General features: G+C 68.2%; 12 protein-coding genes. 5 read left to right on the top strand and 7 right to left on the bottom strand.

Features of this window, described 5'->3' with window-relative positions:
• Nucleotides 1–9: 9 nt before the first annotated feature.
• The 3 genes from AW272_RS19065 to AW272_RS19075 are packed head-to-tail and all read right to left on the bottom strand — an operon-like array spanning nucleotide 10 to nucleotide 2447.
• A complete protein-coding gene (locus tag AW272_RS19065) occupies nucleotides 10–1803 on the bottom strand; it encodes a tetratricopeptide repeat protein (protein WP_066366798.1) in 1794 nt (597 codons plus the stop codon).
• Between the two features lie 25 nt (nucleotides 1804–1828).
• Nucleotides 1829–2029 carry a tautomerase family protein gene (locus tag AW272_RS19070; RefSeq protein WP_218010946.1) on the bottom strand — a complete coding sequence of 67 codons (201 nt, stop codon included), beginning with the start codon at nucleotides 2027–2029 and terminating at the stop codon, nucleotides 1829–1831.
• 31 nt (nucleotides 2030–2060) lie between these two features.
• On the bottom strand, nucleotides 2061–2447 hold the full coding sequence (locus AW272_RS19075) for a rhodanese-like domain-containing protein (RefSeq protein WP_218010947.1): 387 nt from the start codon (nucleotides 2445–2447) through the stop codon (nucleotides 2061–2063).
• Between the two features lie 144 nt (nucleotides 2448–2591).
• Between AW272_RS19075 and AW272_RS19080 the strand changes: the two genes are divergently transcribed.
• The gene (locus AW272_RS19080; RefSeq protein ID WP_169807568.1) at nucleotides 2592–4547 is read left to right on the top strand and encodes a WD40 repeat domain-containing serine/threonine protein kinase; all 1956 of its coding nucleotides are present in this window, start codon (nucleotides 2592–2594) and stop codon (nucleotides 4545–4547) included.
• Nucleotides 4548–4563: 16 nt separating this feature from the next.
• Here the strand turns inward: AW272_RS19080 and AW272_RS19085 are convergent, their stop codons facing one another.
• Complete coding sequence (locus tag AW272_RS19085; RefSeq protein WP_157518635.1) at nucleotides 4564–5640, bottom strand: hypothetical protein; 1077 nt, start codon at nucleotides 5638–5640, stop codon at nucleotides 4564–4566.
• Nucleotides 5641–5804: 164 nt separating this feature from the next.
• Here AW272_RS19085 and AW272_RS19090 point away from each other — a divergent pair, with 164 nt between their 5' ends.
• Together AW272_RS19090 and AW272_RS19095 are read left to right on the top strand one after the other, a co-directional pair.
• Nucleotides 5805–6311 carry an excisionase family DNA-binding protein gene (locus tag AW272_RS19090; protein ID WP_066366804.1) on the top strand — a complete coding sequence of 169 codons (507 nt, stop codon included), beginning with the start codon at nucleotides 5805–5807 and terminating at the stop codon, nucleotides 6309–6311.
• 35 nt (nucleotides 6312–6346) lie between these two features.
• Nucleotides 6347–6913, top strand: a complete 567-nt coding sequence (locus AW272_RS19095; RefSeq protein WP_066366806.1) for a PIN domain-containing protein — start codon at nucleotides 6347–6349, stop codon at nucleotides 6911–6913.
• Here the strand turns inward: AW272_RS19095 and AW272_RS19100 are convergent.
• Complete coding sequence (locus AW272_RS19100) at nucleotides 6910–8043, bottom strand: acyl-CoA dehydrogenase family protein (protein WP_066366808.1); 1134 nt, start codon at nucleotides 8041–8043, stop codon at nucleotides 6910–6912. The genes AW272_RS19095 and AW272_RS19100 overlap by 4 nt on opposite strands.
• Nucleotides 8044–8288: 245 nt before the next feature.
• Entirely contained in the window at nucleotides 8289–8747 is a 459-nt protein-coding gene (locus AW272_RS42130; RefSeq protein ID WP_157518636.1) for a hypothetical protein, read from the bottom strand.
• Between the two features lie 145 nt (nucleotides 8748–8892).
• Between AW272_RS42130 and AW272_RS42135 the strand changes: the two genes are divergently transcribed.
• Both AW272_RS42135 and AW272_RS19105 read left to right on the top strand, forming a co-directional pair.
• Nucleotides 8893–9183 carry a hypothetical protein gene (locus tag AW272_RS42135; protein ID WP_157518637.1) on the top strand — a complete coding sequence of 97 codons (291 nt, stop codon included), beginning with the start codon at nucleotides 8893–8895 and terminating at the stop codon, nucleotides 9181–9183.
• Nucleotides 9180–11375, top strand: a complete 2196-nt coding sequence (locus AW272_RS19105) for a rhamnogalacturonan lyase family protein (RefSeq protein WP_066366810.1) — start codon at nucleotides 9180–9182, stop codon at nucleotides 11373–11375. Before AW272_RS42135 ends, AW272_RS19105 begins: the two co-directional genes overlap by 4 nt.
• 10 nt (nucleotides 11376–11385) lie before the next feature.
• On the opposite strand, the gene AW272_RS19110 is transcribed toward AW272_RS19105, so the two are convergent.
• A partial coding sequence (locus tag AW272_RS19110) for an integrase core domain-containing protein (protein ID WP_157518638.1) occupies nucleotides 11386–12002 on the bottom strand: 617 nt, incomplete at its 5' end.

The raw sequence follows: 12002 nt of genomic DNA on the forward strand, positions 1-12002 counted from the left end.
CCTGTTTCCTTAACGAAGCAGCGCGGCCAGAGCCGGGTTGTCGATCCCGGCCCCGAGCGTCCGCGCGGAGGCGAGCGCCGTCCGGTCCCCGAGACGGGCGCTGTGCAGGTGTGCGCGGACCACCCATTCGCGCATGTCACACCGGGCGGCCAGGGACGCGAGCGTGGTCACGAGCGGTCGGGCCCGCTCGTGATCGCCCGTGTCGAGGGCGCAGGCGATCGTCGCGTCGAGCACGTTGGCGTGCACCCATTGGTAGCGGTCGGGCAGGCGGTTGCAGCTGCTGGACGCCTGGCCGAGCCAGCGGGCCGCCGAGGCGTGGTCACCCCGGTCGCGGCTGAGCAGACCGAGCCCCCGTGCGGCGGTCCCCTCCCAGCACGGGTCCTCGACCTGGCAGGCCAGCACCCAGGCCCGCTCCAGGCCGTCGGCGGCGGCGGCCACGTCGCCCATGCGCAGGTCGATCTCGGCGTGCAGCGCGGTCGGCCATGGCAGAAAGGCCATCCAGCGCTGCTCCTCGGTCAGCTCCAGCGACTGTTTGAGCACCGTGTGCGCCTGCGATCGTTCGTCGCGCATCAGATGGACGCGGCCGAGGATCGACAGGGACCACGCGTGCTGCTTGTGGTCGCCGCAGCGGGCGGCCCGTTCGACCGACTCCTCCAGGTGCCCGATCGCGGCCGGGTAGTCGCCCTGGTCGGAGGTGTTCTGGCCGAGCACGCCGCGGATCGCGGCCATCTCGGCGTCGGTCTCCGCCATCGCGGCGGCCTTGGTCAGCCAGGTGGTGGCCGCCAACCGGCGGCCCGCCTTGACCTCGACGAAGCCGAGTTCCCGCTGGGCCGTCACCGCGACCGAGCGTTCGCCCGAGGCGACCGCCATGACGATCGCCTCGTGCAGCGCGAGTGAGCCTTCTTCGTCCCGCCCCTGCAGGGCGTGCACCAGGGCGCCGCCGAGCGCGCAGTAGGCCCGCGCCTTCAGCGCCGCGTCACCCGTACGGGACGCCTCGGCGACCGCCGTGCGCAGACATTGGACGCCCGCCGCGACGGCGCCGGCCGCGATGGCGGCCCGCCCCGCGTGGAGCTGGCTGATCGCGGCCGCCCGCCCGCTGAGCGGCGGCAGCATCGGTGAGCCGGAGCCGATCGACGTGGCCTCCCGCAGCGCGGGTGACGTCTTCACGCCCAGCTCGCGCCGCATCAGGTCTTCGCACACGGCGACCTGCTTCAGCGCGGCCGCGCGGTCTCCGGCCATGGTGAGGCCGCGGACCAGCAGCTCGTGGTTGCCCTCTTCGAGCGGGTTGTTCTCGACCGCCTTGGCGGCGTACAGAACCGCTTCTTTCGGACGCCCCTCCGCGAGCAGCCGCGCGGCGGCCTGCCGTAACCGGCCCTCGATCATCGCCGAGACACGGTGCCGGGCCACCAGGAGCCACGACTCGAACTCGTGGGACGACGCCAGGTTCACACCCTCGAGCAGCTCTCCCCCGAGTTCCAGCAGCGGCGCGGGTTCCCCGTCCTGATCGAGGAGAACCAGCACATCCACGGTTACGCCCGGGCCGAAATCGGTCCGCACCGGGTCGCCGGAGAACGACTCCCGCAGGCCCAGGGCGCGGCGCAGTTCGGCCAGCGTCCAGCGCAGCGCGCCCAGCGGATCGTCGGCGTCGCCGAACAGCAGTTCGGCGAGGCGCCTGCGGCTGGGCGGGCGTTCGGCCAGCAGCAGATAGGCGAGCAGGGCCCACGCCTTCCGGCCGCGTGGCGACTTCGCCGCCTCGCCGCCGATCTCGACGACCGGCGGTCCGAGCAGCCGGATCGACACCATGTGCCCTGCTCCTTCCTGCACGGTCCTAGCCGGCGGCCAGTCTCCGGACGTCTTCAGTGGTCAGCGGCTGGCCGCCGATCCCCCAGTTCCCGCTCTTGACCTCGTCGATGACGACCCAGGTGACCTGGCGCATGTTCTCGCCCTCGATGGCCACCATGGCCTCGGTCAGCGACGTCACGATCTCCGTCTTCTGCTTGTCGGAGAAGACGCCTTCGATAACTTTCACATTGATGAGTGGCATTGGCCCAGTTCCACTTTCACTTCTCGTTGGTGATGGGACGCCCCGCGTCCTTCCAGGCCTTGAGCCCGCCGTCGAGGTGGGCCACGTCCTGGTAACCGAGGGTCTGCAGCGTGTGCGCCGCCAGCGCCGACCGTCCGCCCGAAGCGCAGAACAGGATCGTCGCCCGTGCCGGGTCGAACTCGGCCCGGTGATACGGACTGCCCGGGTCGGCGTAGAACTCGAGCATCCCCCTGGGAGCGAGGACGGCCCCCGGGATGGTCCCCTCCTTCTCGACTTCCCCCGGCTCCCGCAGGTCAACCAGCGTGACGTCGCCGGCGTCGACCGCCTTGGCCACCTCTTCTGCCGACATGTTGTTGATTCCCGCCCGTGCCTGGGCGATCAGGTCCTTCACTGACTCGCTCACGGTGTCCCCCTCATTGGACGTCGTCGTCGTATGTCCACGACTATCCGCTGGGGCCGTGTGAGGGACCGTGTGCGTTTTCCGCGGGTTTCCGGATCGACCGAATCGTGACCGTGCGTACCCATGGACCGCTCATATCATGAGGTCGTGAACGCGGAGCCTGGCATACCGGCGCAGATCGACGACTACCGCATCCTCCACCGCATCGGACACGGCGGCCAGGGTTCGGTCTTCCGCGCCGAAGACCCCCACGGCACCCCGGTCGCGCTCAAGGTCATCCACGACGAGTTATCCAAGGACCCCGACCACCGGCGGCGCTTCCTGCGCGAGGTCGAGCTGGCCCGCAGGGTGGCTCCCTTCTGCACCGCCCGTGTTCTCGACGTGGGCGTTCTGGGCGACCGGCCCTACATCGTGAGCGAATTCGTGCCGGGGACCTCGCTGCACCACGTCGTCCAGAAGGAGGGCCCCCGCTCGGGCGGCGGCCTCGAACGCCTGGCCGTGGCCACCGCCACCGCGCTGGCGGCCATCCACCGGGCCGGGATCGTGCACCGCGACTTCAAGCCGAGCAACGTGCTGATGGGCCCGGAGGGCCCGGTCGTGATCGACTTCGGCATCTCCCGCGCCCTCGACCACACGGCGACGATGTCCGGATCGATCGGTACGCCCGGCTACATGGCCCCCGAGCAGATCGAGAACGGCGAGGTGACGCCCGCCGCCGACGTGTTCGCGTGGGCGGCGACGATGGTCTTCGCAGCCACCGGTAAGCGCGCCTTCCCCGGTGACACGGTGCCCCAGCTGATCAACGCCATCATGAACCGGCCACCGGTGCTGACCGGCGTCCCCTCCGGGCTGCGCCCGCTGATCGAGCAGGCCCTGAACAAGAACCCGGCCCTGCGGCCGACGGCCGCCGAACTGGTGAAGAACCTGACGGGCGACGAGTTCCACGTCGAGACGGCGCCGCTACCCCCCACACCGCCACCGCCTCCCGTCAAGAAGAGCCGGCGGCCGGCCTGGCTGGCCGCCGCCCTCGCGGTCGTGGTCGCCGGAGGGGTCCTCACCTGGCAGTTCTGGCCTGACGCCGACGACTCGGCGACCGGTGAGGGCACCAAGATCACGACCTCGCTGACACCCGCGCCCGTGACGTTCGGGAAGCCGGTGGGCGACCCCATCGAGGTCCAGGAGAACGACGTCCGCGCCGTCGCCCTCACCGAGATCGGCGGCAGGACCGTGGTCGTGAGCGGCGGCGACGACAACACGGTCCGGGTCACCGATCTCAACACCCGTGAAGAGCTCTACGCCATGCCCGGTCACGAGAAGTGGGTCAGGGGCGTGGCCACCGGCAACCTCGACGGCGCCGAGATCGCCGTCACGGCGGGCGACGACGGCACCGTGCGCCTGTGGGACCTGCGCAAGGGCACCCAGTGGAGCAACTCGATGCTCGGCCACGACGGCGGGGTCAAGTGCGTCGCCCTCGGCACGGTCGACGGCGCGCTCGTCGCGGTCGCCGGCGGCGAAGACGGCACCATCCGGGTCTGGGACATCCACTCCGGCGAACAGGTCGGCGAACCCATGACCGGCCACGAGGGCACCGTCTGGGGCGTCGGCCTGGCCGAGGTCGACGGCGCCCCCGTCGTCGTCAGCACCGGTGACGACAAGACGGTCCGCGTCTGGGACCTCAGCACCCGTCAGCAGATCGGCGAACCCATGACCGGCCACGAAGGATGGGCCCGCTCGGTCGCCATCGGCACCCTTGACGGCAAGCCCATCGCGATCACCGGCGGCAGCGACAAGACCGCCCGGATCTGGGACCTGACGACCCGCACCAGCATCGGCAGCCCGCTGACCGGCCACACCAGCTGGATCTGGTCGGTCGCCTTCGCCGAGATCGGCGGAAAGCCGGTCGTGGTGACCGCCAGCGAAGACAAGACCGTCCGCGTCTGGGACCTGACGACCAGCACCGAGATCGGCGCACCTCTGGAAGGCCACACCGACCGCGTCTGGACCGTGGCGGTCGGAACGGTCGCCGGAAAGCAGGTCGCCGTCAGCGGCGGCCGCGACGAGACCATCCGCATGTGGGACCTGCAGCCCCCGCTGCCCGGCTGACAGCGGGGGCCGAGGGTCACTGCGTGGAGGTGTACGTCACGAACGACGCCTGATTCGCGATCGGCGCCGCCCCCGAGTAGCAGGCGACGTTACGCACGAACGCCGTCCCGCCCGACGTCGCCCAGAGCGACTGCAGGTTGCAGTGTTCCGGCCCCGGCCCGAAGGCCGTGACCTGCACGTGGTCCATCAGGAACCCGACCCTCGGGAAGGTCACGAGCCGCAGCCCGAGCCCCGCCACCCGCACCGTGTTGACCATGCCCTGGGAGTTGTAGTTCACGTCCGCGGGAACCGGCGCGTAGGGCCCCGGGTTGGCCGGCACGTTGTCGAACGTGTACGCGAAGTTCGCCGGCGGCAACCCCCGCCCGACGAGGTTGCGTTCCTTCTGGTACGTCAGCGAGAACCCGCTGTGCTGAGGTGCGTTCACCGCGTTGAAGCACCGCACCTCGACCTGTTGCGCCCCCGGCACCGGCGCCCAGGCCGACACCTTGCACCGCGCGGGCGCGGTGTCGTTCTGCGCCGTGACCTGGAGGTTCCCCGCCTGCGCGGCCGACCCGAGCCCAGGCAGGACCACCTTGTACCAGCCGACCCCCAGAACGGTGACAGAGTTGATCGCCCCCGCCGAGTTGTACTGGGAGGCGATGCCGGCGTTGTAGTGCACGTACCCGAACCTGGCCGTCGCCGGAGCAACGATGGACCCGGAACTCTCCGAGTACGACACCGTGAACGGCACGAACGCCGGAGCCCCGCCGAACGCGTGACACCGGACGGTGACCACCTCGTCGGGCAGGACGGGCGTCCACTTCCAGGCCTGGCAGATGTGCGGCGTCGTCGCGACAGCCGTGACGTGCACGACGCCCCGAGGCCCCCCGATCTGCGGGAACCGCACGAACGTCTCCCCGGGCACCCCCGGCGTGACGGTGACGTTGAACGCTCCCGACCAGCTCCCGGCCTGGTGGCTGAGGACGGGCACTCCGGCCGAGACGTTCACGAAGGCGTAGCCCCAGCGATTGGGGACGGCCGCCTGAGCAGGGGCGACCTGGACGAGGCCCAGGACGAGGACCAGCGAGAAAAGGATTCGGGGTAATCGCGACACCGGCAGATTCCTTTCGGAGTGATGGGCGGTCACGCCGATTCATAAACCGGAAATCGCGTCGTGAGAAGTGGGTGTTCCAACGAGTGGGACGGACGACGTTTTCGTTAGTTTCGTTTCGGGGTAGAGTTTCGCCTGAAACCGACACACGGTGACGGAGGACTCGGATGGGCGACTCATCGTTGGCCGCCGGTGACGCCAGGACCTTCCTGCCGGAAGAGGATCCTCGTACCCAGGCCGCCATAGTTGATCTGGTGGCAGCGCTGCACGAGCGAGGACGCGCGGTCGCCGACCGCCCTGCCCTCCTGACCGGCCCAGACGGCTCTCCCCAGCTACCACTGCCCCTGCCGCTCTACGAGGCGCTGCTCAAAGTGGCCGAAGCGCTGTCACAGGGCCTGGCCGTGACGGTCGCACCGCAGCACATGACCATGTCGACTTACGAAGCCGCCGAACTCCTGGGAATCTCCCGGCCCACCCTCGTCAAACTCCTCGAAAGCGAGGAGATCCCTTATCAGCGCGCCACCGACCGCCCCGGCGCGCATCGGCGAGTAAAGCTACAAGATGTCCTCATTTATCAGGAAAAGCGTCGCACTGAGCGGCGCAGACTTCTGAACGAACTCACCCAGGAATCCATAGGTTCCGGCATGTACGACAAACCGGCAAACGAGTTCTAACACATTTTTACCGACTCAATACTTATGCTGTCAGCGTGCCATTTTCCGCCATCCTGGACGCATGCGTGTTGTACCCGAATGTCCTGCGCGACACCCTGCTCCGGGTCGCCGAGGCCAGCGCCTACCAACCCCTGTGGAGTGAGCGCATTCTGGCGGAGGCCCGAAAAGCCCTAATAGGAAAAGGCCTCCCGGAACCAAACGTAAAGCGCACTTTGTCCTTTATGCGGGCCGCATTCCCGGAGGCGATGGTAGAGGGCTGGGAACCGCTGGAGGAATCGATGGGCAACCATGTCAAAGATCGGCATGTCCTCGCCGCCGCGGTTCGTGGGCACGCCGAGGTGATCGTCACTTTCAACCTCCGCGACTTCACGCCCACCGCCTGCGAAGCATGGGATGTCGAGGCCCAGCACCCCGATACGTTTCTGCTGTACGAGCTGGAGCTCGCCCCGGCCGTCATCCTCAACGTGCTGGAGGAGCAGGCCGCGGCGACCGGCAAGCCGCCGTACCCGGCGATGAGTCTGGACGACGTCCTCGCATCACTGGAGAACTGTGGAGCCCCTGTTTTCGTCTCGGAGGTCCGCTCCCGGATCCGTCGCCGTTAGCGTGCCAGACCTCGTGCGATCACTAGTCGCTGGATCTGGTTCGTGCCTTCGAAGATCTGCATGATCTTCGCTTCGCGCATGTATCTCTCGACCGGGAATTCGCGTGTGTATCCATACCCGCCGAAAACCTGGACAGCGTCCGTCGTCACTTTCATCGCCGCGTCCGTGGCCACCAGTTTCGCCACCGACGCCTGCCGTGAGAACGGCAGGTCCGCGTCCTTGCGCCGGGCGGCGTCGATGTAGGTCGCCCGCGCCGAGTCGACGGCGGCGGCCATGTCGGCGAGCAGGAAGCCGAGCCCCTGGTGGTCGATGATGCGTTTGCCGAACGTGGTCCTCTCCTTCGCGTACGCGACGGCGGCGTCGAGGGCCGCCTGGGCCAAGCCGGTCGCGCAGGCCGCGATGCCCAGTCGCCCGGAGTCGAGGGCGCTGAACGCGATCTGCAGGCCCTGGCCCTCCGCGCCGATCAGGCGGTCGGCGTCCAGGACGGCGCCGTCCCAGTGGGCACTCGTCGTCGGTACGGCGTGCAGGCCCATCTTCTCTTCTGGCCTGCCGAACGTCAGGCCGTCGACCTGGCCGGGCGCCAGGAAACAAGAGATCGACTTCTCGCCCGTCCGCGCGAACAGCGCGTAGAAGTCGGCCTTGCCGCCGTGCGTGATCCAGGCCTTCGCACCGTTGATCTCGTAGCCGTCGGGAACCCGCGTCGCCCGGCAGGTCAATGCCGCGGCGTCGGAGCCCGCCTGGGGTTCGGACAGGCTGTAGCCGCCGACGAGGTCGCCCGCGAGCATGTCCGGAAGCCAGCGGTCGATCTGTTCGGGGGTCCCGAACCTCGCCAAGGGATGACACGACAGCGAATGCACGCTCACGGCGACGGCCACGGAGGCCCACCGTGCGGCGAGTTCTTCGAGTATCTGCAAATAGACCTCGTAGGGCTGACCGCCTCCGCCGAACTCCTCCGGGTAAGGAAGGCTCAGCAGGCCGGCGCCGCCGAGGGTGGCGAAAAGGCCCTCAGGGTAGGTCTCGGCGCGCTCGTGCCGGTCCACGATGGGCAGCAGTTCTTTGTCCGCCACCTCGCGGGTGAGGTCGAGCAGGTCACGTGCCTCCGGAGTGGGGAGGAGTCGGTCGACGGCCACAGGGGTCTCCTGACATCGGTCGCTTTGTCATACCGATGTTCTCAGAGCCCGATCCACTCCCTCGAAGTGGTCATCGCGTCCAGCAGGTTCAGTTGTGGATCGACTCGGCCACGTAACCGGTGACCGCGTCGAGAAGGTGCGTGATCCAGCCGGGGCTGTGGCGCGGCCTCAGCCATGGCCACGCGTTCGCCCCACCCCTCGGCACCACCGCTCACCATGCGGAGATGCGCCGGAGTTCGATTCCTTCACCGGGAGAAAAGGTACCGCTGTGCCCCCGTTGATGGGGGCACGCCAATCGTGATCTCTATCGCGGTAGGTCTCTGTTCGTATTGGGTTCGAGGCGGTGCTCTGGCCCGATGGTCGGGGGTGGCGGCGATGTCGGCGGAGGTTGGCAGCCGCCATGCGCTGTACACCTGAAGCGGCCGGTTGTCTCTGACCAGAATCACCGGCACGAATTCGACGAGCAGATAATTTCTCGTTGTTTTTATTGTGCGTGTCACCGTGGCATCTCCGCCCGGCGCGAGATCGCCGGGCCACCACCGTAGATTGACACGCCCGTTGATGGTCTCCTCAGTGTCGACCACCACATCCGGCACCGGCGTCTCCGACAGGGCATGAGCTGTACCTGCGGGAACGAACAATCCGATGACGGCGACCGCGAGCGACACGAGAATCGCCCAAGCTCTGTCGATCAGTCTGCCCACAACACACCCCCACAATTATCGAGCTCATTTGATTATCGCCCCGGGGGGTGGCGCCTTATTTAGTGACACCCCTGAACTACCCCCTGCGATCACCGCTGTAAACAGCCTTCTCAAAGAAAAAATTCAGGCCCTGAGATGTGGGCTTGTGCCCGTTTTCTTCTGGCTCGGTACGCGGGGTAAATCCGGATATCCCGGAGCACGGCTCACCATTGTCGGCCCCGCCCGACAGGTGCGCCGTGTGCCGACAGATCAGGCTTTCTCGTCCGGGCCAATCCACCGAATTAACAGTTCGCCGCCGGAAAACGACATGCCCGATCTGAACGTTTCACGCCTCACCTCGGGCGACATTACGACGATCAAGACATTGATTGACCGGTTGAGTCTGGATTTCTACGGTCTGGTCGTCGGACGCTCCCGCAGATTGGACCGGCTATGAAACGTTTCGTCCTCATCGCGATAGGGCTGGTGGCGGCTACAGCCGCCCTGCAGGGTCCGGCCACGGCCGCCGTCGCCTGCCGGATCGACTACTCGGTGGGCAGTTCGTGGCCAGGCGGCTTCTCGGCCGCCGTCACCGTCAACAACCTCGGCGACCCGGTCGACGGATGGCAGCTGACCTGGACGTTCACCGCAGGACAGCAGGTCACCCAGGCCTGGAACACGACCCTCACCCAGAGCGGCGGCGGCGTGACCGCGGCCGACGCGGGCTACAACCGGCAGCTCGGCACCGGCGGCTCGACCGGGTTCGGCTTCAACGCGTCGATGAGCGGCACCAGCAATCCCACTCCGACGAACTTCGCACTCAACGGCGTCGCCTGCAACGGCACCCAGCCCAGCCCGACGCCAACACCCACGCCGACTCCCACGCCAACGCCGACTCCTACGCCCACCCCGACCCCGACCCCGACGCCGACGCCGTCAGGCGCCAAGCAGGTAGAGGATCTGGATCGGGGGGTCATCTCGGTCCGCAGCGGGAGCGCGAACCTCGTCTCGTGGCGGCTGCTCGGGACCGAGGCCCGGGAGACCTCGTTCAACGTCTACCGATCAGGCGCCCTGGTGGCGAGCGTCTCCAACTCCACGAACTACCTGGACAACGGGGCGTCGGCCGATGCCACGTACACGATCAGGGCGGTCAGCGGGGGCGCGGAAGGGCCGGCCTCTGAGACCTCGTTGAGGTTTGCCGGCGGCTATCTCGACGTCCCGATCACGCCCCCGAGCTCGAATTACACCGCCAACGACGCCAGTGTCGGCGATCTCGACGGTGACGGGCGGGTCGATCTGGTCCTCAAGTGGGAGCCGAGCGACGCCAAGGACAACTCCCAGTCGGGGGTCACGTCCCCGGTCTACGTCGACGGGATCAAGCTCGACGGCACCCGCCTGTGGCGGATCAACCTCGGCAGGAACATCCGCGCCGGAGCCCACTACACGCAGTTCCAGGTGTACGACTACGACGGCGACGGCCGCGCCGAAGTCGCCATGAAGACCGCCGACGGCACCACCGACGGCCGGGGCACGGTCATCGGCAACGGGTCGGCGAACTACGTGAACTCCTCCGGCTACGTGCTGTCCGGCCCCGAGTACCTGACCATGTTCAACGGCCAGACAGGCGCCGCGCTGTCGACCGTCGACTACGTCCCGGCCCGGGGCACCGTCTCCAACTGGGGCGACAACTACGGCAACCGCGTCGACCGCTTCCTGGCCGGTACGGCCTACCTCGACGGCCAGCGTCCCTCGCTGATCATGTCCCGGGGCTACTACACGCGGGCCGTCGTGGTCGCCTGGGACTTCCGCAACGGGCAGCTCACCCGGCGGTGGACGTTCGACTCCAACAACGCGACGTCCTACGCGGGTCAGGGCAACCACAACCTGTCGATCGCCGACGTCGACGCCGACGGCCGGGACGAGATCGTCTTCGGCGCCGCCGTGATCAACGACAACGGCGCCGGCCTTTACAGCACCGGGCTCGGCCACGGCGACGCGCTGCACGTGGGGGATCTGAACCCGTCCAGGCAGGGACTGGAGATCTTCAAGGTCGACGAGGACAGCTCGAAACCGGGCTCGTGGATGGCCGACGCGCGGACCGGCCAGATCCTCTGGCAGACCGCTTCGGGCGGCGACAACGGCCGGGGCGTCTCGGGCGACATCTGGGCCGGCAGCGCGGGCGCCGAATCGTGGTCGGCCCGGGACACGACGCTGCGGTCCCCGACCGGCGCCTCGCTCGGCCGGGAGCCGTCGTCGATCAACTTCCTGGCCTGGTGGGACGCCGATCCGGTGCGGGAACTGCTCGACGACGTGCGGATCGACAAGTACGGCACGGGAGGGGACACCCGCCTGCTGACCGGGTCGAACGTCCACTCCAACAACGGGACCAAGGCCACGCCGTCGCTGTCGGGCGACATCCTCGGCGACTGGCGCGAGGAGGTCGTCTGGCCGACCAGCGACAACCGGGCGCTGCGGATCTACTCGACCCCGACGGCCACCACCGTGAAGATCCACACCTTGCTGCACGACCCGATGTACCGGACCGCACTGGCCTGGCAGAACACCGCCTACAACCAGCCACCCCACCCGAGCTTCTTCATCGGTGACGGGATGGCGACCCCGGCCAGGCCGAACGTGTACGTGCGCTAGCTGTACTTGGTCATGGACTTGGTGACAGTCGGCTGATGGGCGGTCGGCCGCCGAGGGCTGAGTGCGGGCGTGTGGTGTTGTAGTGCTCCAGCCAGGGGCTGAGGGCTTGGGTGCGGTGCTGGTTGCTGACGTAAGCCTGCCGGTAGGCCCATTCGGTGGCCATGGTGCGGTTGAGACGCTCGGCTTTGCCGTTGGTCCAGGGGCAGTGCGGGCGGGTGAACTTCTGGCGGGCGCCCAAGGCTGCGCAGGCCTGCTGGAAGGCGTGGCTGACACGGTAGTTCTTGGCGTTGTCGGTCATCACCCGGTGGATGCGGGTGATCCCGCGGGCGGCGAAGTAGGCCGCGGCCCTGGTGAGGAAGGCGGCGCAGGTGACGCCTTTCTCGTCGGTCAGGGCTTCGATGTAGGCCAGGCGGGTGTGGTCGTCGATGGCGGTGTGCAGGTAGTCGTAGCCGATGCCCCGGCCGCGTGCGGAGTCGGCGCGGCCGTGGACGCGGTGGCCGCCGCCGTCGGGGATGCGGCCGAGCTTCTTGACGTCCAGGTGGATCATGTCGCCAGGTGCGGGATGCTCGTAACGGCGGGCGCTTTTGCGGCAGGCGCGGATCGGGGTGCCGGTCAGCGGGTCACACA

Origin of the sequence: Herbidospora mongoliensis (assembly GCF_001570545.1) — a bacterium.
Classification (GTDB): Bacteria; Actinomycetota; Actinomycetes; order Streptosporangiales; family Streptosporangiaceae; genus Herbidospora; species Herbidospora mongoliensis.

Coding starts and splice junctions, on each gene's coding strand:
- AW272_RS19065 (WP_066366798.1), bottom strand. CDS start 1,803: ATGGTGTCGATCCGGCTGCTCGGACCGCCGGTCGTCGAGATCGGCGGC.
- AW272_RS19090 (WP_066366804.1), top strand. CDS start 5,805: ATGGGCGACTCATCGTTGGCCGCCGGTGACGCCAGGACCTTCCTGCCG.
- AW272_RS19105 (WP_066366810.1), top strand. CDS start 9,180: ATGAAACGTTTCGTCCTCATCGCGATAGGGCTGGTGGCGGCTACAGCC.